This is a genomic window from Streptomyces sp. NPDC088725 (assembly GCF_044751305.1).
In the GTDB taxonomy this organism is placed as follows: Bacteria; Actinomycetota; Actinomycetes; order Streptomycetales; family Streptomycetaceae; genus Streptomyces.
In genome coordinates this window covers 135,584-157,377 of record NZ_JBIVLO010000008.1, presented here as the reverse complement: position 1 = coordinate 157,377, position 21,794 = coordinate 135,584, and the positions used below count along the sequence as shown (strand labels likewise).

The 21,794-nt window shown below is 70.8% G+C and carries 14 protein-coding genes; 8 read left to right on the top strand and 6 right to left on the bottom strand.

What is annotated here, in order from left to right:
• Positions 1 to 55: 55 nt before the first annotated feature.
• From ACIP6N_RS21370 to ACIP6N_RS21355, 4 genes are all read right to left on the bottom strand, one after another.
• Positions 56 to 844 (bottom strand): thioesterase II family protein, encoded by a 789-nt coding sequence (locus ACIP6N_RS21370; protein ID WP_401817602.1) that lies wholly within the window; start codon positions 842 to 844, stop codon positions 56 to 58.
• 71 nt (positions 845 to 915) lie between these two features.
• Entirely contained in the window at positions 916 to 6,684 is a 5,769-nt protein-coding gene (locus ACIP6N_RS21365) for an SDR family NAD(P)-dependent oxidoreductase (protein WP_401817601.1), read from the bottom strand.
• A 97-nt stretch (positions 6,685 to 6,781) separates the two neighbouring features.
• A complete protein-coding gene (locus tag ACIP6N_RS21360; RefSeq protein ID WP_401817599.1) occupies positions 6,782 to 7,018 on the bottom strand; it encodes a hypothetical protein in 237 nt (78 codons plus the stop codon).
• Positions 7,019 to 7,412: 394 nt separating this feature from the next.
• The gene (locus tag ACIP6N_RS21355) at positions 7,413 to 8,264 is read right to left on the bottom strand and encodes a LysR family transcriptional regulator (RefSeq protein ID WP_401817598.1); all 852 of its coding nucleotides are present in this window, start codon (positions 8,262 to 8,264) and stop codon (positions 7,413 to 7,415) included.
• Between the two features lie 94 nt (positions 8,265 to 8,358).
• On the opposite strand from ACIP6N_RS21355, the gene ACIP6N_RS21350 reads away from it, so the two are divergent.
• The gene (locus tag ACIP6N_RS21350) at positions 8,359 to 9,090 is read left to right on the top strand and encodes an SDR family oxidoreductase (RefSeq protein ID WP_401817597.1); all 732 of its coding nucleotides are present in this window, start codon (positions 8,359 to 8,361) and stop codon (positions 9,088 to 9,090) included.
• Between the two features lie 228 nt (positions 9,091 to 9,318).
• A complete protein-coding gene (locus ACIP6N_RS21345; protein WP_401817883.1) occupies positions 9,319 to 10,134 on the top strand; it encodes a helix-turn-helix domain-containing protein in 816 nt (271 codons plus the stop codon).
• A 10-nt stretch (positions 10,135 to 10,144) separates the two neighbouring features.
• Here the strand turns inward: ACIP6N_RS21345 and ACIP6N_RS21340 are convergent, their stop codons facing one another.
• Together ACIP6N_RS21340 and ACIP6N_RS21335 are read right to left on the bottom strand one after the other, a co-directional pair.
• On the bottom strand, positions 10,145 to 10,513 hold the full coding sequence (locus ACIP6N_RS21340) for a nuclear transport factor 2 family protein (protein WP_401817596.1): 369 nt from the start codon (positions 10,511 to 10,513) through the stop codon (positions 10,145 to 10,147).
• A 305-nt stretch (positions 10,514 to 10,818) separates the two neighbouring features.
• Positions 10,819 to 11,676 carry a hypothetical protein gene (locus tag ACIP6N_RS21335; RefSeq protein WP_401817594.1) on the bottom strand — a complete coding sequence of 286 codons (858 nt, stop codon included), beginning with the start codon at positions 11,674 to 11,676 and terminating at the stop codon, positions 10,819 to 10,821.
• 200 nt (positions 11,677 to 11,876) lie between these two features.
• On the opposite strand from ACIP6N_RS21335, the gene ACIP6N_RS21330 reads away from it, so the two are divergent.
• From ACIP6N_RS21330 to ACIP6N_RS21305, 6 genes are all read left to right on the top strand, one after another.
• Complete coding sequence (locus tag ACIP6N_RS21330; protein ID WP_401817593.1) at positions 11,877 to 13,079, top strand: CapA family protein; 1,203 nt, start codon at positions 11,877 to 11,879, stop codon at positions 13,077 to 13,079.
• Positions 13,080 to 13,255: 176 nt separating this feature from the next.
• Complete coding sequence (locus ACIP6N_RS21325; protein ID WP_401817592.1) at positions 13,256 to 15,490, top strand: HAMP domain-containing protein; 2,235 nt, start codon at positions 13,256 to 13,258, stop codon at positions 15,488 to 15,490.
• 6 nt (positions 15,491 to 15,496) lie between these two features.
• A complete protein-coding gene (gene pgsB, locus ACIP6N_RS21320; RefSeq protein ID WP_401817590.1) occupies positions 15,497 to 17,014 on the top strand; it encodes a poly-gamma-glutamate synthase PgsB in 1,518 nt (505 codons plus the stop codon).
• A complete protein-coding gene (locus ACIP6N_RS21315; protein WP_401817588.1) occupies positions 17,011 to 17,493 on the top strand; it encodes a poly-gamma-glutamate biosynthesis protein PgsC/CapC in 483 nt (160 codons plus the stop codon). Before pgsB ends, ACIP6N_RS21315 begins: the two co-directional genes overlap by 4 nt.
• A gap of 22 nt (positions 17,494 to 17,515) precedes the next feature.
• Positions 17,516 to 18,589 carry a C40 family peptidase gene (locus tag ACIP6N_RS21310; RefSeq protein ID WP_401817586.1) on the top strand — a complete coding sequence of 358 codons (1,074 nt, stop codon included), beginning with the start codon at positions 17,516 to 17,518 and terminating at the stop codon, positions 18,587 to 18,589.
• A 756-nt stretch (positions 18,590 to 19,345) separates the two neighbouring features.
• Positions 19,346 to 21,787 (top strand): glycoside hydrolase domain-containing protein, encoded by a 2,442-nt coding sequence (locus tag ACIP6N_RS21305; protein WP_401817584.1) that lies wholly within the window; start codon positions 19,346 to 19,348, stop codon positions 21,785 to 21,787.
• Positions 21,788 to 21,794: the final 7 nt, after the last annotated feature.

Genomic DNA, 21,794 nt, shown 5'->3' with positions numbered 1-21,794 from the left:
AGCATCCCCACCGCCGGGTCCGGCGTCGATTACCGCTGAGGTAAGCATCCGCGTCTCAGTGCGCGGCCGACGCCTCACGCTCCAGGTGGCGGCTGAAGTCCGAGGTCACCGCCTGGGCGTGCTGGTCGATGAAGAAGTGACCGCCGGAGAATTCGCTGTGGCCCAGGTGACGGGGGCTGAGCGGGACCCAGGACGAGAAGGCCCCCTCCGATTCCATCAGGGCGTCGTCCCGGCCGCCGTAGGTGACCAGCGGGCAGTCGACGCCGACCGCCCGGTCGACGCGCCGGGAACAGACCGCCAGATCGGAACGGAGCGCCGGGATGACCATCTCCAGTACCTCGGGGTTGTCGTAGATCTCCGAGGGGAACGAGCCGAGCCGCTTCATCCAGTCGATCAGCTCGCCCTCCGGCATGTCCACATCCTTCTCCGTGGGGTTGAAGAACCCCTCGGGCGCCCAGCCGGAGACGCCGAGCAGGACCGGCCCGGTCGCTCCGTCCTGCTTCAGCCGGACGGTCAGGTGATACGCGAGCTGTGCGCCGAGGCAGTGGCCGAAGAAGGCGAAGGGCCGGTCGTCCAGTTCGGCCGTCACCGCTTCGTACAGCGCGTCGAGCAGTGGCTCCCACTCGGTGAAGGCCTCCTCGGCCGAGCGTTCCTGCCGGCCGGGAAGGGTGAGGGCCTGCATGCCGATCCCGCTGGGCAGCAGATCTGCCCAGTCGCGGTAGATGATGGCCCCGCTCCCGGCATGCGGGAACAGGAACAGCCGTACCTGCGCGTCCGGTTCCACATCGGCGGGCTGGAACCACTGGCCCGCCGTGGCCATTCGGCCGGTGACGGTGTCGCTCATGGGGTGTACCTCCATCGGGTTCAGGACAGTTGGCGCGGCGCGAAAGCGATCGCCCCGGGGTGCGGTGGGGCTCAGGCGCTCTGCGCCGCGACGAGCCGCGCGTCGAGGAATTCCGCCACGTGCTGCGGCGAGGGGTGGTCGAAGGTGAGAGTGGCGGGCAACGGCACCCGGAGCGCCGCCTCCAGGCCGGACCTCAGCTCCATGGCCATCAGCGAATCGAGGCCGAGGCCGAGGAAGGGCGTGGTGAGGTCCAGCTGCTCGGGGTCCTCGGCGTGCAGCACCGACGCGACGCCGGCCAGCACCAGTGCGCTGATCTCGGCGAGCCGCTCCGGGCCCGGTTTCGCCAGCAGCGCCGCCAGGTCGTACCGGGACGCGGTGTCCTCCTCGTCGTGCCGCACGACGCGCGAGTACAGGGCGTTGTCGAGCAGCCCCGGCGCCAGCGCGGACCAGTCCAGCTCGCCGCCGATCCACTGCTCGGCGGTCGGTGTGCTGAGCAGGGCGGTGAGTTCGCGCAGCGCCCGCGCCGGCGAGAAGAGACGGATGCCGCTGCGCCGCAGCTCCCGGCCGAGGTTCTCGTCCAGCCGGGCTGACATGCCGACCTTCCCCCAGGCACCCCAGTTGACCGACAGGCCCGGCAGCCCCAGGCCGCGGCGCCGGGCCATCAGGGTGTCGAGGAAGGCGAACGCGGCCGCGTAGTGCGCCTGCGTGGCACCGCCGATGACGGCGGACAGGGAGGAGTGGACCACGAAGAAGTCGAGATCCGGAAGGTCCAGGCTCGCCTCGTGGAGCAGCCAGCCGCCGTACGCCTGGGCGCTGAGCTGGGCGTCGATGTCCTCCCAGGTCAGGTCGGAGATCAACGATGTACCGTCGGTTCCCGCCGCGTGCACGATGCCGCCGACCGGCACCGGCGCCTCGCGGAGCCGTCGCATGACCTCCGCCATGTCGTCGGCCGACGAGACGTCCGCCCGGAGCACGGTCACCTCGGCCTGTCCCGAAAGAGCGGCCAGGGCGTCCTCGGCCGCTCCGGCGGCGGGGCGGCCGCTGCGGCTGAGCAGGAACAGATGCCGGGCGCCGAGGTCGGCCAGCTTCTGCGCGGTGACGAGCCCCAGTCCGCCGAGCCCGCCGCTGATCAGGTAGGCGCGGTCGGGGCGCACGGGGTTGGCCGGCTCGGGCGAGGGCCCGGGGCCGGTGGCCGGGAGCCGCACCGCCACCGCGCGCTGCCCGTCGATGTGCCGCAGCGCCTCGTCCAGCTCGTCCAGTCCGTACGTGTCGCCCGCCGGCGCCAGGGTCTCGCCGGGCGCCGCGGGGGTCACCTCCGACGAGGGCACGGTGACGGTGGAGCGCAGGGTGCCGGGACCGGGCACCCGTACGGTCCGGCCGGCCTGCCAGGCGGCGCCGGGGCCGACGGCCTCGACCGTGCCGACGGCGTCCGCGCCGCGCACCGGCCCCGGCTCACTGCTGGTGAGCCGCACGGTCTCGATCCGTACCCGTACTTCGCCGGCCCCGGGCGGTACGTCGTCGGCCGGGACGGCCTCGCCCGAACCCGCCGGCACCAGGAACCCGCCGGACGGCGGGGTGGCGGAGCCGTCCAGAATCCGGCGGACGTGACGCCGGCCGGCCCGGAAGGCGATCTGGTACTCCCCGGTGTCGGGCGCCCGCAGTTCGGCGGCGAGTACGGCCACGTCGGTGTCCGCGTCCAGGTCCACCAGCGTGGCCCGGTGCTGGGGCTGCTCGTTGAGAAGGGCGTGGACGAAGCCGGACAGGGACGCCGCGGCGATCCGCCCGCCGGTGCCCGGCTTGTCGCCGGGCAGCCACTGGGACGCTTCGGAGACCACCCACAACCGGCGTGGGCCGGCGCTCTCCCCGGTGGCCAACGCCTTGATGACGGAGAGCAGTTCACGGTAGTTGCGCTCGGACTCGGCGCGGAGCAGGGCCGCGGTCATCGGCTCGTCCGACGATGTCCAGAACCAGCACACGTCGGTGGCCTCGGGTTCGGCGAGCGCGGCGGCCAGCTCGTCAGCCCCGGCCACCGGCACGACCCGGACGCCTCCGGCCGCCAGCCGTTCGGCGGCCGGTCCGGTGAGGCGACCGCCGTCGGACACCGCCAGCAGGACGCGCTCCGGGCCGTCCTGCTCCGCCGGCAGGCTCTGACGCAGCCAGCTGTGGCGGTGCAGGAACGCGGAGCCCCGCCCGGCGGCCGGCGGCATCAGTTCGACGCCGGTCAGCTCGATCACCGGGGCCCCGGCGTCGAGCAGCAGCAGGTCGGCGTGTCTGCCACCGCCGTCCGCGGGCCGGACGCGGGCCACGACCCGCAGCGCGGAGCCGCGCGGCTTCTTGAACAGGCGCACCCGTCCGATGCGCGTGGCGGTCAGCGACGGGCCACCGGGCTCCAGCGCCGCGACAGCGTGCAGCGCACTCTCCAGCACCTCGGGCGGCACCTGCTCGACGGCGGTGGCGGGACGGCAGGTCAGCTCGGCCGTCACGACGTCGCCGGCGTGCCGCGCCGTCCACGACACGTTGCGCATCCGCGCGCCCATGTCCCGGTCCACCGAGGCGAGGTCGGTGTAGACGTCGAAGGCGTCGGCCCGGTCCCCGGCCGCCGGTTCGCCGGCGGCGAGCGCGGTCAGGTCCGCGGCGGCGTCCCCGAACTCCCGCTCCCGGCCCGGGGCCTGACGGTCCAGTACGGCGGTGCAGAGCAGCCGCTCCTCCTCGCGCTCCCCGCCGTCCCGGCCGGTGATCTCCACCGACACGGCCCCGTCGGCGCCTTCGACGGCCCGGGTGCGCAGGACGGTTCCGGTGTCCGCGGAGACGGCCGAGGGCGTCGACAGGACGATGTCCCGGAGTTCGCCCCGGGTGTGACCGTCGAGCGCGTCCGCCAGGGCGAGGAGCAGTTCCACGTAGGAGGCGGCGGGCAGCGCCGGCGCCCCGTCCGGGCCGGGGTGGCCGGCCGGCCAGGCGGGCGACCCGGGGGTCAGCTCGGTGACGAACTCGCTCACCGCTGGTACGCGTTCGCGACTGTCCGGGCCGTCCGTGCTTTCCTGGGACGCGGCCGCGCGCCCGAGCAGCGGGTGGACGGCGGGACCGGAGCCGCCGGTGTCGGAGGGCCCGGCCGACGGGAGCCAGTAGCGGCGGCGCTGGAACGCGTAGCCGGGCAGCACCAGTTTGGGAAGCTCGCGCCGCAGGTGCACTCCGGGCCAGTGCACCGCGAGGCCGGTGGTGTACAGCTCCGCGAGGCCGTGCAGCAGGGTGTTCACACCCTTGCCCGCGTCGCGGCGGCGGAGGCTGGTGATCCAGACGTGGTCGTCCACGTCCAGGCACTGGCGGGCCAGGGCCGTCAGCGCGCCGGACGGTCCGACCTCGACCATGACGTGCCGGCCGCGCTTGCCGACCGCCCGGATACCGTCGAGGAACCGCACCGGTTCGCCGATGTGCCGCACCCAGTAGTCGGGGGTGGCGATCTCCTCGTAACGGGCCACCCGGCCACTGGTGTTGGACACCAGCGCGATGGTCGGCCGGCGGAAGGTGATGCCCGCGACGGCGTCGCGGAACTCGTCGAACACCTCGGTCATCAGCGGCGAGTGGAACGCGTGGGACACCGCCAGTACGTCCGCCCGCCGGCCGTCCTCGCGGAGCCGGGCGGCGAGCTTCTCCAGCGGTTCACTGGCGCCCGAGATCACGCACTGGGCAGGGGCGTTGACGGCTGCCAGGGCGAGACCGGGGTAGTCCGCCAGCAGCGGGACCACGTTCTCCGCGGGCGAGTTCACCGCGATCATGCCGCCGGGTTGCGTCACCGACTGCATGAGCCGGCCGCGTACGGCCACCAGCGTGACGGCGTCCTCGACGCTGAACAGCCCGGCGACCGCGGCGGCCGTCACCTCTCCGATGCTGTGGCCGATGAGCACGTTGGGACGTACGCCCCAGGACATCCACAGCTGTGCGAGAGCGTATTCCAGCGTGAAGAGGGCCGGCTGTGTGTACTGGGTCCGGTCGATGAGCGCGCCGCCGGGCGTGTCGGCGGTCTGCTGCTCCGTGCCGAGCAGCAGGCTCTTCACCGAGACCGGCAGATGGGCGGCGAACAGCCGGTCGCACACGTCCACGTGCTCACGGAACACCGGGAACGCCCGGTAGAGGTCCGCGCCCATCCCCGCGTACTGGCTGCCCTGACCGCTGAACAGGAAGCTCACCTTGCGGACGCGGGAGCCGGCCGGCTTGTCCCGTACGGGCCCGGCGTCGAGCAGGCGCAGCAGCGCCTTGCGGTCGGCCACCGGGCCGGCCAGCCGGTGCGCGAAGTGGGACCGGCCGACGTTGGTGGTGTAGCAGAGCCGGCTGATGTCGGCGTCCGGATGCTCCTCCAGATACCGCTGGAACGACTCGGTCTGGGCCCGGAGTGCCTGCTCGCTCTTGCCGGAGAGCGTGAACACATTGAGTTCCGGCAGCTGTTCGTCCGTCTCCGGGACAACCGCCTCCCGCTCCGGGGCCTGTTCCAGCACGGCGGCCGAGATCGTGCCGGCGAAACCGAAGCTGTTCACCACGGCGCGGCGCGTCCCCTCCGGCCAACTCGTGTTGTGGGTAGGCACAGTGATCGGGAAGGTATCCCAAGGAATGCGGGTGGAAGGCACGTTGAAGTTGAGATGGGGAAAGATGGTCCCGGAGCGCAGCTGGAGGACCGACTTGATCACTCCGACGATCCCGGAGGCCGGCTCCATGTGTCCGAGGTTGGTCTTGGCGGAGCCGACCAGAAGGGGACGCTCCTTGGTGTGCGAGTCGGCGAATACGTCGTTGATGGCGCCGAGTTCGATCGGATCGCCGAGCGGCGTGCCGGTCCCGTGCGCCTCGACGTACTGGATGTCGGAGGGTTCGAGCCGGCTCGCCGCCAGCGCGTTGCGGATGGTCAGTTCCTGAGCGGGGCCGTGCGGCACGGTCAGGCCGGCGCTGTCGCCGTCCTGGCCGATCGCCGTGCCGCGGACCAGGGCCAGCACGGTGTCGCCGTCGCGTTCGGCGTCGGACAGCCGCTTGAGGACCACCACACCACAGCCCTCGGCCCGCACGTAGCCGTCGGCCGAGTCGTCGAAGGTCTTGCACTGGCCGTCCGGGGCGAGCATCTGGCCGTGCGAGAACATCACCATGATGCGCGGGCTGTGCAACGCGTTGACCCCGCCGGCGAGCGCGATGTCGCACTCTCCGCGTCGCAGCCCCTGCACCGCCATGTGCAGGGCGCACAGGGAGGAGGAGCAGGCGGTGTCGACGCTGACGCTCGGGCCGCGCCACCCCAGGAAGTACGAGAGCCGTCCGGCGAGCGGGAAGAGCGTGATGCCGGAGGCGAGATGACCGTCCAGCTCCTCGTACGGCAGGGTGTCGAGTTCGAGCGCGTAGTCGATGGAGCTCGCGCCGATGTAGACGCCGCCGTTGCCGCGGCGCAGCGCCGTCGGGTCGATGTTGGCGTCTTCCAGGGCGTGCCACGAGGTCTCCAGCAGCATCCGCTGCTGGGGATCGATGTACTGCGCCTCCTTGGGCGAGATGTTGAAGAACGGCGCGTCGAACAGGTCGATCCGGTCGAGGAATCCACCGCCGGTGGTCTGGATCTTCCCCTTCTCGCCGGGCTCCCCGGGGACGAACCGCGACGCGTCCCAGCGGTCCTCGGGCAGCGGCCGGATACCGGAACGCCCCTCGCGCAGGAACTCCTCGAATTCACCGGGGGTGTCGCAGTCCCCGGGGAAGCGCAGGCCCATGCCGACGACGGCGATCGGTTCGTACTTCTCCAACAGCAACTGCTCGACGGTCTCCTGGCCCGTACCCGCTTCCTCGGCGGGGCCCGGCGGGTTTGCGGTCGTACGCGGCATGCTGCGTTTCCTGTCTGCTCGGGGCCGGTCGGGACGGGGGCCGACGATCACGGTGTTCGATGTCGTACGGGGACGGTCGTGGGAGGCGGGGTCCCGGTCAGCCGGCGGCGGACGCGGCGGCGGGGGCATCCGCCGTCAGGACGGTCTCTGCCGGCACGGTGTCTGTCAGGACGCTCCCTGGCAGGACGGTCCCCGTCAGGTGACCGGGACGCCGCTCGACTCCGGGCCGGCTGAACAGCGCCGTCGCGTCGATGGGGACGCCGAGCTGCCGGAAGAGGGCCACGACCGGTTCCTCCAGCTCTCCGCGCAGCTCAAGGGGCGGCGATCCGCGCATCTCAGCTCCGGCATCCACAAGGGGCCGCCTCTCTGTCGTGCGTCCGTCGGTGGCACGAGGGGGTCTGACGGGAGCCGATGGAACCAGCAGTGCCTGACACGGCACTGATCTCGCGCCGTGCGGTGCTGTGCGGGCCCCGGTCGGCAGCGCTGCGCAAAGGCGCTCCAGCGCACTGCCGGGACACCCCGCCTGCGTGGGCCCGGCCACCGCCGGACGGCGAAATGCGGGCCGACTGGCCCCGCGTGAGCCTCGGTGGACGTCGTCGGACCGCGTTCTCCTGCCGCTGAGCGTTCTGGACGGCCCCTGAGCGTCGCGGTTGGCCCGGGCGCGCCCCGTGGACGGCCGGCTGGGGGAGCGGTGCTGTGTCAGGCGCGATCCGGCGGGCGCGGCGGGACTACGAGAGGTGTGTCGCGGTCCGGACGAGGTCGGCGACGGCCCTGGACCGGCTCTGCGGTGGCCAGGCGATCATGGTGGTGACCGCCGGCGCGTCCAGCACGGGCACGGCGGCGAGGTCACCGTGCAGTTGGGCTCGGCAGGACTCGGGTGAGACCGCGCAGGCACGGCCGAGCGCGACGAGCTGCAACAACTGGGCTTGGTCGCGGACCTTCGGGCCGGTGCCTGGTGGGTAGGTGCCGTCCGGTCCGGGCCAGCGCGGCAGGGGCAGGCCCGGCAGCCCGGTGACGTCCGCCATGCGCAGATGGGACCGGGCGGTGAGCGGATGCCCGGCCGGCAGGACCGCGACCTGGCTCTCCGTGTGCAGCTCCTCGGTGTGGAATCCGGCCGTCGAGTCGAACGGCGAGTGCAGCAGCGCCACGTCGGCCCGGCCCTCGCGCAGCAGCCGCCCCTGCTCGGCCGGGCCGCACAGGATGACCTCCACAGGGACCGCGCCGGGCTGGGCGGCGTACGCGTCGAGCAGTTCCGCCAGCAGTTCGCCGGACGCGCCGGCTTTCGTGACCAGGACCAGGCCGGGGCCGCCGGCCGGGGAAAGCGCGGCGCGGCGGGTCCGGCGCTCGGCGGCGTCGACCGCCTCCAGGGCCGCCCGGCCCTCCACCAGCAGCACCGAGCCGGCCTCGGTCAGCGTGACGGTGCGGCTGGTCCGGTGCAGCAGTGCTGCCCCGAGCCGCCGTTCGAGCTGACGGATCGCCCGTGACAGCGGCGGCTGCGCGATCCCGAGGCGCCGCGCCGCGCGCCCGAAATGCAGCTCTTCGGCGACAGCGACGAAATACCGCAGTTCCCGGGTCTCCACGCGGCCACGCTACGCTGATCAATACCGGAACGGTATCGGTGTCCACCTGATCGGTCTTGGACCTCCGCCGGGGGCCGGGGGCAGCATGGTGCCCATGAGCGAACGAACGATTGCGCTGGTCACCGGCGCGAACAAGGGAATCGGCTACGAGATCGCCGCGGGCCTGGGCGCCCTCGGCTGGAGTGTCGGCGTCGGCGCCCGCGACGATCAGCGCCGTACGGACGCGGTGGAGAGACTGCGCGCGGCCGGCGCCGACGCGTTCGGCGTTCCGCTGGACGTGACCGACGACGCGAGCGTGACCGCCGCCGCACGGCTGATCGAGGACCGGGCCGGGCGCCTCGACGCGCTCGTCAACAACGCCGGTATCACCGGTGACATGCCGCAGGAGCCCTCCCGGGTCGATCCCGCCACCATCCGAACGGTCGTGGAGACCAACGTGATCGGCGTCATCCGCGTCACCAACGCGATGTTGCCGCTGCTGCGGCGCTCGGCTTCGCCGCGAATCGTGAACATGTCCAGCAGCGTCGGCTCCCTCACCCGGCAGTCAGGAAGCAACGCCGAGCAGACGGCGGGTCCGGTGTCCGTCGCGTACGCGCCGTCGAAGACGTTCCTGAACGCCGTGACCCTCCAGTACGTCCGGGAGCTGAGTGGCACGAACATCCTGATCAACGCCGCCTGCCCCGGCTACGTCGCGACCGATCTCAACGGCTTCCGGGGCGGGCGCACCCCCGAACAGGGCGCGGCGATCGCCATCGAACTCGCGACCCTGCCCGACGACGGCCCGACCGGCCAGTTCTTCGAGGACGCCGGCCCAGTGCCCTGGTGACGCGCACGGGGTCATCACCCGCCGAAAGGCCGTGAACCGGCTGTCCGCGCAGGTCGGGCGATGCGGCGGACCACGCTGCCCGGACCTGCCGAGTGGGACGCCCCGTCGGATCTCCCACGGCGCGCGCCGTCGGCGCCCGGAGGATTCCGGGCATGTGATGGCCGAAGATGGCTCGCGGCGGATATCCGGGCGGCCGGATCGGATACCGTCCTGGTCATGACGACTGCCATGACCAGGACGGTCGATGACGTGAAGGTCGGGAGCCTGCTGCGGGGTTGGCGCAAGCTGCGGCACATCACCCAGCTCGAACTGGCTCTGAAGGCCGAGAGCTCCGCACGACACATCAGCTTCATCGAGACCGGCCGGTCCACACCCAGCCAGTCCATGGTGCTGCACCTGGCCGAGCAGCTCGACGTACCCGTACGGGAGCGCAACTCGCTGCTGGTGGCGGCGGGTTACGCCCCCTCGTATCCGGAGACGCCGCTGACCGCCCCGGCGATGACACCGCTGCGGGCGGCCCTGGAACAGGTGCTGACCGCCTACGAACCCAATCCCGCCCTGGTGATGGACGGGATGTACGACGTGGTGGCCGCGAACGGCGGCGTGGGAATGCTGCTCGACGGGGTGGCCGGTCACCTGCTCGAACCGCCCATGAACGCCATGCGCCTGACACTGCATCCGCAGGGCCTTGCCCCGCGGATCCGCAACCTGGGCGAATGGCGCGCCCACCTGCTGGAACGGATGGAACGGCAGGCCGCGCTGCGCTCGTCGCAGGCGCTGTACAGCCTGTACGAGGAGGTCGCCGCCTATCCCGCGCCGGCCGGCGGCGCCCCCGCCGCCGACATGCGCGACGACGGGCACGGCCTGGCGCCGCACCCGTACGCGCTGCCGCTCAGGATCGAGGCGGGCGGCCGGGAGCTGTCGTTCATCTCGACCGCCACCACCTTCAACACGCCGATGGACGTGACCGTTTCCGAGCTGGCGGTCGAGACGTTCCTGCCCGCCGACGCGGAGACGGCCGCGGTCCTTCAGGCGGCACGCTGAGGGGCGTGGGTCACGCGCCCGGCAGGCGGTCCAGGAAGCCGGCGACGCTGGTGATGCGGCCGTCGTCGGCGAGCGTGATCACGTCGAAGCCGGCCGCGGGGGCGGATCCGTCGGCGGTGGAGACCAGGTCCCACGTGAAACGCACCAGGTTGTGGTGCGCGTCCGGCGTGCCGGTCAGCTTGAACTCGAAGCCGGGGAACTGCTCGTGGGCACCGGTGATCGCCGCCGCGATTCCGTCGTGGCCCTTGGCGTCGGCCAGCGGGTCGGTGTAGGTGCCGTCCTCGGTGAACGCCGAGGCGACCGCCTTGGCCAACTCCTCGGGGGTGGCGGCGTTCCAGGCGGTGAAGTAGCGCTCGACGGCGTCCTCGTGCGTGGTCACAACGGTGTCCTCTCCTCTGTACGGGTGCGCCCGGAGGGCGCGGTTGCGGCATGCGCCGCCCGCCTCACCGGCGGGAAGCGCGGCCGGACGACGGCGTACCGGTGCCTTGACCGGCGATGTCTGCGCTGCCTCGTCCTGCCTGCTTCCACAGCGTGCCGCAGCCGTCCCGCGCGGTCGATTACCGCTGAGGTAATGACCGGGCCGCCCGTGCCGGACCGCCGAACCCGACGCGCTGGCCGGCGCGTCCGGCGGACGCGTCCTCAACGCGTGCACGGAACGCTGTCCCCTCCTCCCCGGCTACCCGGCTACCCGGCCGGACGGGCGGCCGGTGAGGAGGCCGGGGCGGCGGGCGCCGGGGTGATGCCCCAGGCGGATGTCGCCGCCTTCGACGCCGCCGCGACCCGGCCGATGAGCTTCTCGTCCGTCCGTACGTCGCGGTTGAACTCGACGTGCAGGAAGGGGACGCCGGCCGCCTTCGCCGCCACCCCCTGGACGTTCTCGCGGCCGGCCAGCGGGCAGTCCCTGGCCCAGGCGCGGCATACGGTGAACCCCTTCTCGCGCAGGCCGTCCGCCAGCGCGCGGCCGGCCGTGCGGCCCTTGCCGCCGGCGCCCGTGGACGCGATCACGTCGTATCCGGGAGCGGAGGCGTTCGCGAATCCGTGGACCTGGATGCCCGGCAGCCTCCGCTTCAGCAGCTCCGCGCAGACGGCGTGGAAGACCGAGTCGCGGCGGTGCGCCATGTCGCTCTCGTTGCCCTCTCCCGCCTCGCGGTGGGCGCCCGCCAGGATCAGTACCCCGCCGGGAGTGGCCCGGAGCACGCCGACTCCGACCATGTCGCTGGCCCGGTCCGAGAACGGGTGCGGGACCTGCACCGACCACTGCGGGGCGGTGTCGAGGTCGACGTAGATCCGGCCCCAGCCGCGGGCCGCCCGGCTGGTCTCCGCGTTGTCGGCGATCTCCGCGTACCGGCGACCGCCGACCCGGTCGGTCAGGGTGCGGAGCCGGAAGTCGATGTCGGCCAGACGCTTGGCCGCCTCGGCCCGGTGGCCGTCAAGGAGCAGACCGACGCCCTCCGCGACGGTCTTCCGCTCCTGTGAGGTCGGGTCCCGGTAGCCCCCGTCCGGGCCGAGCGAGGACGTGAATCCGGCGACACGCTCCCGCAAATCGACACCTTTCGACGCCCTCGCGGTGGACTGCGCGGGAGGCGTGGATGGTTGCGCGGCACAAGACGTGACGCTTGCCACAAGAATTGCGATCATGGCGCTGACCTGCGAAAGTTTCAAAATATTCACTCTTGTGGGGGAAGTGTCGGCAATAGGTGTATGAAAATACCTGAGTGCTCGTACCCTCTCGCCTCAGACCCATGGCTCGCGCCGTCGCTTTCCTGCTGCTCGTCGTGCCCGCCGCAGGTTGCGCCACGGTCGGCAAGGGCGACGACCCCAAGCCGACCGGTCGTTCTTTCACCGTGGCCGCGGCCGGTGACATCCTGATCCACCCGCAGCTCACGGATCAGGCGAAGAAGGACGCGGAGGCGACGGGCCACGGCTCCGAAGGACTCGACTTCGACCCGATGATGGCCGGGGTCAAGCCCGTGATCAGCAAGGCCGACCTGGCGATCTGCCATTTCGAGGCGGTCGCGGGGGAGCCGAAGGGGCCCTTCCAGAACTTCCCGGACTTCGTGGTTCCGCCGCAGATCGCCACGTCGATCAAGAACGTCGGGTACGACACGTGCTCGACCGCGTCGAACCACACGCTCGATCACGGCGAGGCCGGTGTGCGGCGCACCCTGAACACGCTGGACAAGGCGGGGCTGAAGCACACCGGTTCGGCGCGGAGTGCGGAAGAGGCCGCCAAGCCGCTCATCATGGACGTCAAGGGCGTGAAGGTGGCGCACATCGCCTTCGCGACGGGCTTCAACGGCCGGGAAGTCCCCAAGGACAAGCTCTGGCTGGCCAACGAGATCAAGCTCAAGGACATCGCCGCCGCCGAGAAGGCCGCGCGGGCCGCCGGAGCCGAGGTCGTGATCCTCAGCATCCACTGGGGCCGCGAGCACTGGCCCAACCCCAGCACCTCCCAGCTCAAGCTGGCCCGGGACATCGCCCGCGAGACCGGGATCAACCTGGTGATCGGCCATCACGCGCACGTCGTGCAGCCGATGGAGAAGGTCGGCGGTACCTGGTTCGCGTACAGCCTGGGAAATGAACTCGCCCGCCACGACGTGCCCACCGGCTTGTCGGAGGAAGGCATCATCGGCTGGTTCGAGTTCGCCGAGCGCGGCGGTGCGTGGGACGTCCAGGCGCGCTACGTGCCGACACTCGTCGACATTCCGCCGACCGCCGAAAGCGTCGCGGAGGTCGAGGCCGACGATGACGACGGCGGCGTCGATGACGGCGACACCTCCGACTACCGCCTGGTCGATGTCGTCGCGGCGTTGCGCGACGACAAGAACCTCACCGACAAGCAGCGCGCCCGCTACCGCGTCGCTTTCGAGCGGACCCGCGGGACCATGCTCAACCGGGGTGCCGCGAAGGACGGTCTCAGGCCGTTGCGCGATCTGACCGACTGAACCGCCCCGCCCGGACACCCCGTCCGCCGCGTGACGTACCGCCGCGGTGGAACCCGTACGACTTCCGGTAACGCGCCGATGCCGCGTCACCACCGCAATGACGATCCAAGAGAGAGGCGCCCTCGGTGGCCGCAGCACGGATGGGCAGACGACATAGGGCCCGGCGAAGAGCCGACATGTCGCTGCTCGGTGGAATCCGCCCGCCCATCGCCGTCCTGTCCGTCCTGCTGCTGGCGCTGGCGGCGCTGACCGCGTTCAGCCTGGGCCGGGTCCCGCACGACGAGGTCCCCGAGGCGGTGCTCACCTCCCAGCAGCAGTTCGCCGAGGACGGCGCCATCGCGATGCGCGCCTCGCTCGACGAGGGCGTCACCGACCTCAACCGGGCCGCCGCGCTCTTCAACGCGGGCGAACCGGTCTCGGCCGACGCGGTCCTCGACAAGATCAGCAGCGTCTACCAGAAGTGGCGCGGCACGGCGGTCGTCGAGATCACGTCGGGCAAGCTGCTCGCCGCGCGCGGCGAGAACGTCCCGCTGACGGCGATCGACCGGGCGTCGCTGTCCGAGGAAGGGGGACTGCACCCGCGCATGATGCGCCTGGCGAACGGCGAGACCCGGCTGCTGTCCTTCGCCCTGCTGTCCTGGGAAGGCCGGCCGCAGCAGCTCCTGGTCGCCTCGAACAGCCTCCGCTTCCCCGGCATCAGCCTCGGGCAGTTCCGGTCCATCGCCGTCCTCGACACCTCGGGCGCGATCCTCAGCAGCGACGGCATCCCCGAGCCCGAGCAGGTACTGACCGACGATCAGCGCGAGGACGTCAAGCGGGACAACAAGCAGCTCGAAGCCTTCGCCAAGACCGCCGCCAAGAAGGCGCAGCAGCATCCGCTCAAGTCCAAGGCCCCTGGCGCCGGCGGTTTCCTCGGCGTCAGCGGCAGCCTGGTCGGCGGGGTGTACAACGGGGACCGGGCGACCGCCGGATACGCCACACTCGCCGCCCCCCAGCCCGGTGAGGGCACCTCCGCGACCGCGCTGGGCCTCACGGTCGTGGCGATGATCAGAGTCGCCGAGGACCCGACCCGCGCCACCGATACGGTCTTCGGCATCCTCGCCGCCGGAGCGCTCCTCGTCATCGGCATCGTTGTGGTGGCCCTGCTGCTGAGCCTCGTACAGCGTCCGCTGATCCGGCTCTTCCTCGAAGGCCGGCGGCTCGCCAGAGGCGACCTCCAGCGGCCGGTGTCCGTACCGAGGTACGGCGAGGGCGCGCGGATCGGCGCCGCGCTGGAGCGACTGCGGTCGCAGCTGCTCCACGGAACGCGGGACACGAGCGGGCCCACCGCTCCCCGGCGCAAGCGCCGGCTGGGCGCCCGCGCTCTCATGGCCGGCTGCGCGGTTCTCATCCTCGCCTGGTCCGGCCCGCTGGCGCTCCTGCTCAACCGCGCCGACTCCGGGGCCGTGATCCCCCAGCAGCTCGTCAACGACCAGCGCGAGCGCACCGACACCCTGACCGACCGGGTCCGGCGCGCGCTCAACGAGGGCCACGCCGACCTCGCGTCGGTGGCCTCCCAGATCAGCCGGGAGACCACCGCGGACCAGATGACCGACGTCCTGGAGCGCACCGCGCAGCAGCACCTGAGGTACCAGTCCCTCTACGTGCGCGGCGACGGCGGCGAGATCCTGGCCAGGACGGGCGGACAGCCGCACGACGGAACCGCCTCCGGCGACAGCGCCGAACCGATCGCCGTGACCAATCACAGCGGCAAGGAACCGGTCATCGTCGCCCGTGCCGTGGTGTCCGGCAGCCCGGGGGCCACCGTGGTGGGCGAGTTCCGCATCGACTTCGTCAACTCGCTGCTGAAGCGGCCGGGCCTCGGCGACGTCCGGGTGGTCGACGCCGAGGGCAGGGTGCTGGCCGGCAACACCGGCTACCGGGCGTTCCAGAAACTGCCCTCCGACCGTCTCGACGCGCTCGTGACGGGAGCCAACGTGAAGGCGGGCAAGAACGCGCGGGCCGGCGCCGTCCTCTACCGGGACGGCCAGAGCGTCCAGATCGCCGCCGCGGCCCCGTTCGTGGGCGGTGGCGCCGCGAAGCCGCTCTCCTGGACCGTGGTCAGCTGGCGGCCGGCGGCCGGTCTCGTGATACCCGAGTACACGCTGCAGAACCGCACCGTGCTGGCCGGTCTCCTCGGTCTCACCGCGGCCGCGGCCTGCCTCGGCTGGCTCCACATCGTGGTGGCCCGCCCGATGCGCGCGCTGGCCGGACAGGCCGAGGCGCTCGCGGACGGAGACCGCCGCACCGTCCTCTACCCGCGCCACCACGACGAGGTCGGCGCCGTCGTCCGCAGTCTGGAAGTGATCCGGCAGCAGCTCCAGGAGCAGCGCAAACGGGACGGCGCCCAGGCGCCGGCCGGAAGGAACTGATACGCCGTGCTGTTTCTCTACACCGTCCTGGTGGTTTGCTGCGCGATCCTGCTGCTGGCCGGCATCATCGAGCAGCGACGCCACTTCGCCAACCTGGAGCTGATCCCCACCCGGGTGCTCGTCAACGGCATCCGGGGCAAGAGTTCCATCACCCGGCTGTGCGCCGGCGCGCTGCGCGGCGGGGACCTCGTCACCGTCGCCAAGACGACCGGCACCGCGGCCCGGTTCATCCACCCGGACGCCACCGAGGAGCCGGTCTACCGCAAGTTCGGCATCGCCAACGTCGTGGAGCAGATCGGCATCGTCCGCCGTGCCGCCTCGTACCGCCCGGACGCGCTGGTGATCGAGTGCATGGCCGTCATGCCGGCGCTCCAGGAGATCAACCAGTCGAAGCTCATCCGGTCCACGATCGGTGTGCTGTGCAACGTCCGTGAGGACCATCTCGCCGAGATGGGCCCGACGCTGGACGACGTGGCGCGCTCGCTGTCCCGCTCCATGCCGGAGGACGGCATCTGCATCACGGCCGAGAAGGAACGGTTCTCCATCCTTCAGGAGGAGGCCGACGCCCGGAACTGCCAACTCATCTACGCGGACCCGGACACGGTCTCCGACGAGGAGCTGCGCGGCTTCAGCTGGTTCACGTTCAAGGAGAACGTGGCCATCGCCCTGAAGGTCGCCGAACTGCTCGGAGTGGAGCGCGAGACCGCGCTCCAGGGCATGTACGACGCCCCGCCGGACCCGGGTGTCCTCTCCGTCGAGCGGTACCGCACCCCGGACGGCAAGCGGCTGCGGTTCGCGAACGTGTTCGCGGCGAACGACCCCGAATCGACCCTGATGAACATCAACCAGCTGCTCGATGTGAACGCCATCCACCGGCCGCTGAACGTCGTCATCAACTGCCGCCCCGACCGCGTCGAGCGGAACGGTCAGATGGGCCAGATCATCCCCGATCTGATGCCGGACAAGGTGTTCGTGATCGGGCACCCGGCCAAGAGCGCGATCGACGCGATTCCCGCCGAGTGGCGCTCGCGCGCGGTCGACCTCGGCGGCGACCGGCGCGATCCCGAGGAGTTCATGGACAAGCTCCTCGGCCACCTCGGCGCGGATTCCTCGCTGGTGGCGATCGGCAACATCCACGGCCAGGGCGAGCACCTGCTGGAGCACCTGGCGGAACTCCCCGCCGACGAGGAGCCGGACGAAGCGCCGTACGACGACGCGCCCCACAACGGAGCGCCGTACGACGGAGCGCCGTACGACCAGCCGGGGCACGGGCCTGACGACGCGCCCGGCGACGAGTCGCGAGGTCCGCGCGACGGATCGGCCACCGCGCAGGACGAGGCACCACGGGATCAACGGGACCAGGACGAGGGCCCCGTGCACACGGTGGAGCTGTACGTGCCCCGGCTCGACCCGTTCCTGGACTACTCGCCGGCCTACGAATCCCGCCACCAGCAGCATTCCCCCGTACGGCGGCAGCACAGACCGCAGCCCGACCCGTCGCAGAACTCTGGAGAGAACCGTTGATCCCCGCCGTCCTCACCCCGGAGATCGCCGCCATCGGCATCGCCCTCGGGCTGCTCTTCTCCCTGGTCTGCTACCTGACCACCAACCTCTCCCCGGGCGGCATGATCACGCCCGGCTGGCTCGCGCTGACCCTCGCCGAGGACCTTCAGCGCGCCGCCATGGTGGTGGGCGTCACGGTGCTCACGTACGTCGTGACCCTGCTCGTGCAGCGCTTCGTGATCCTCTACGGCAAGCGGCTCTTCGCGACGGTCGTGATGATCGGCGTGGTGCTGAACGGCACGCTGATGATCGTGCTCCAGCTGGAATTCCCGCTGATGTACACGAACCAGACCCTCGGCTTCATCGTGCCCGGCCTGATCGCCTATCAGCTGGTCCGTCAGCCGAAGGGCCCCACCATCCTGGCCACCGGCTCCGTGACGCTGATGGCGTACGTCGTCCTCACCGCCGGGATCCTGCTCGGCTTCATGCCGTCCGCCTGACCGACCGATCGGAGTTGAACTCATGAGTGCCAAGGCCAAGCGGGGCTCCCGCCCCGTCCTGCACGCCGCGACCGTTCTCGCCCTGCTCGCCGGCAGCGCGTACTTCACCGTGGAGCTCCGCAAGGAGGAGCAGGCCAAGCTGCCCGCCATCCAGGCCGTCACCGACAGGCCGGGAAAGTCCACCGCACTCGCCGGCGAGCAGACCTGGGAACGGCTTCAGCACCCCGACCGGTCCGTCCTGCGCGCCGACAACGGTGACGTGCTCGCCACCTTCACCGACCTGGCGCGCACGGCCACGCTCACCGGCCCCAGCCGCACCTTCACCGAGGCCGCCAACACCAAGAGCCGCGTGGTGACGGAGAACTGGGTCCGGCTGATGCCCGAGCCGTGGAAGAAGGGCGCCGAGAAGGAGAAGTGGTTCAAGGACTGGTTCAAGGACGCCTTCGGCAACGAGGAGGACGACCTCTTCGCGATGGCCTTCCAGTACACCGACCAGGCCCCGGTGAAGCAGGACGACGTCGGCGTCAAGTACGCGGGCGACGCCAACTTCGGCCCGATCAACCCCGAGGGCTCCGAGGGCAACGACTACCGCCTCGAAGAGTCCGACTTCTACGACTACCTCGGCATCCCGTACACCTTCCGCGACGGTACGACGATGCAGCCCCAGCCGCTCCGCGCCCGCTCGATGGACTGCTCCGGCTTCATCCGCACGCTGTTCGGGTACCGCGCCCGCTACCCCCTGATGGTCACCGACAAGCAGGGCGACGGCCTGCCGCGCACGGCGAACGGAATGGCCCGCTCCGACCTGGGCGCGGACATCATCTCGCTCACCGGCTCAGCGCCGAAGTACTCGCGGCCCACCTCGATCGATGTGCTCCAGCCGGGCGACCTGGTCTTCTTCAAGCTCGACAACCGGACGAAGGAACGGCTCGACCACGTCGGCATGTACATGGGCAACGACACCGACGGCCACAAGATCTTCATCTCCAGCCGCGAAGAGGTCAACGGCCCCACGATCGGCGACAAGGGCGGCACCTCCCGGCTCGACGGCAACGGCTACTACGCGAGCACCCTGCGCAGCGCGAAGCGGCTGTAGGGCCTGTCTGACACGCAGCGCCGTCCGCCCGAAGGGCGGGGCTTGCGGCGTCTGGTGCGTGCAATCGCAAGGCGGAGGGCCGGCGTCGTCGATGGCCCGGACGTACCCGGGCTACTCCGACAACGCGGCGAGTGTGCGTGCCGGGCGTCGCGAGCCAGGCGGGATGTGCCGGACAGGCCATAGAGGACCTGGACAGCAGGGCCAGCGCGGGCGGGACCTGCTGTCCCCGGCCCGGCCGCGAGGGCGACGGGGCGGTCGGTGGCGCGATCACGCCGAGTCACCGAGGTGCTCGTGCCTCGCCGGCGCCGCCGCAGCCCCCGAGTGGGCCGCCCCCGAGCCACGACCTACTGCCCGGTGGAAGACCGGGCGTGGCGGGTCTGTGCGCCGGTCATCCAAGTGGGGGCGCTTTTCAGCCAGTTACATCTCCTCGTAACCTTCAGCGCTTCTCAACAGCACCTGCACATCCTATGGTTGCCGGGGCGTCGACGCGTTCCGGGCGGCTGCGCTCTCGGCGTCCGCTCCCCCGGGGCAGCGTGCCGTTGTCGGCGGCTGATCCCTCAACCAACGGGGTGGGGCCTGCCTCGGTCGCGGTCCACCTCCATGGGTGAGCCGCGCCCACCACTCATTCGTTCGCGGTTATGCCGGGCCCGAGCCGCCGGTCGAGGCCGGCGCGCGCGGTGACAGCGCCGCGTACCGCCGCACGACCCGGCCGGGTCGCGGGCATACCCGTGAGTATCCGCAGGAGAGGGTCCAGCTGTGGCAGACGACCAGGTTCTCAGAGCTCAGAAGTGGGTGAACTCCACCTACGCCGGGGTGGCCGGCTACGTACGGTGTGCCGAGGACGGTCATACCGGCTGGGGGACCATGGACTCCCTCGTCATGGGCCTTCAGCACGAACTCGGCATCAGCCCGGTCGTGGCCTCGTTCGGGCCCACCACGTACGCGAAGTTCGCGGCCCTCGGAGACATCGGCTTCGACTGGGACACGAACCGCAACATCGTCTCCATCCTTGAGTTCGGCCTGTGGTGCAAGGGCTACTGGGCGGTCGAGCCCGGAAGCGAGGGATGGTTCACCGGTGTCACGCGTGAGGCGGTGGCCGAGCTTCGCGACAACATGGGCGTCGGCGGCGAGGGCGTCATCAACGTCCAGGTCGCCAAGGCCATTCTCAACATGGACGCCTACGTCGTCGTGGCCGGCGGGACAGACGGGGTGCGCGGCATCCAGCGGTGGCTCAACGGTGCTTACTGGAAACGGGACGCCTACAGCATCGGTCCCTGCGACGGCATCTACTCACGCGATGTCCAGAAGTCGCTGATGATCGCCCTGCAATACGAGTTGGGCATCGCCGAGCCGACCGGCAACTTCGGCACGGCCACTCAGGCGGGGCTACAGGCCCACTCGCTCACCGAGGGCAACTCCGGCGTCTTCGTCCAACTCTTCTCGGCTGCCTGTGTCTTCAACTCGCCGACCGACGACGGCGCCGGCAACGCCGTGGAGACGACCTGGCGTTCGACCTTCGACACGAAGCTCACCCAGTGGGTGTCGGCCTTCCAGCGGTTCAACAAGCTGACGGAGAACGGGCAGGGCGACTACCGGACCTGGGCCCAGCTCCTGGTATCCATGGGCGACCCCGACCGGCCCGCGACCGGATCGGACACGCGGTTCGAGATCACCAGCTCCCGCGCGAAATGGCTGTACGAGCACAACTACCGGTTCGTCGGCCGCTACATCTACGACCCTCCCGGCTCCACACTCGACAAGGAGATCAAGCCCGGGGAGCTGGACATCATCTTCGGCAGTGGCCTGAAGGTGTTCCCGATCTACCAGGACAACGCCCGCGAGGTCGCGGACTTCACCTACACCACCGGCTACCAGCACGGTCTGAACGCCCACAAGTGCGCTTCCGGTTACGGCTTCAACCGCGGCACCACCATCTACTTCGCCGTCGACTACGACGCGACGGGGGAGGAGATCCAGAGCGCTGTCGTGCCGTACTTCCAGGGCGTGCAGGCCGCCCTCGCGAGCCAGGGCAAGATGTACACCCACGGTGTGTACGGCTCCCGGAACGTCTGCAGCTCCGTCAGCAACGCGACGTTCGCCCGTTACTCGTTCGTCTCGGGCATGTCCTGGGGCTTCTCCGGCAACCTCGGTTTCCCCATCCCGCGCAACTGGTCCTTCAACCAGATCAAGGAGTTCCAGGTCGCCAACGGGTCCGACACCTTCGACCTGGACAACGACGTCGTCTCGGGACTCGACCGCGGCGTCTCCTCGGTGAACGACACCGGCGGTCCCGCGGACGACTTCATCGCCTACATCCAGCGCCTGTACGACCTCGCGGGCTCATACGGCGCCGGCGGCCAGAAGCGCAGCCAGCTCGTCATGGAGTACATCCGTCATCAGGCGTACGGAGACAAGGGCACGGCGAACAAGCTCGGTTGGTGGTATCTCATCGGCGGCTACGACGCCGGGTTCGTCGAGTACTGCGAGTCCAACGGGATGAGCATCAAGACGTCCTTCACCGATCCCTTCACCGGCTACCAGCTCGGCGCCGAGCACATGATGGCCACGGCCAACGCCCATCTGCTCACCGACCAGCCGGACAACATGAAGGCCGCCAACGGAGGAGACGTCGGTGGCTGGGCCGGCGACCTGATGACGTTCTGGGCCGACTGGCGCAACTCCGAGGCGCAGTACGCCAGTCCTCTGCAGTTCGCCCACGACAGGCTGGCCGTCCCCGGGGTCTCCTCGTCGTTCGGCTTCAGCGACCTCATCGAGGACGCCGACGGGTACCTTCTCGCCCGTGCCGTGCGGGGCAGTGCCTCGTCGCCCGCCAAGACCATCGTCGATGCCGTGAAGGACCACTACAACGGCAGCGGCGGGCTGAAACGCTTCAACGACTACTTCACCCGGCGGTGGGGCAATGCCACGGACTGCAAGCAGTCCGCCCACAACGCTCTGACCGCCGTGGACGGAACCCTCTCCGTCGCTCAGGTCTACCTGATCACCGGATCCGGTGCGGTGCTCCCGGCGGCCTACCAGAATCTCCCCGGAGGCGGAGACAAGCTCGGCGATTTCGAGCAGGGCTTCGTGGACGCCCTGCTCGCCCGCATGGGGATGGAGAAGCGCAACGCCTCCGTGTACCGGGGCAACCACGAGAGCTACCTCGAAGCGGCGCGGGCGCGCTCCGTTCGGAAGTGACAGGTAG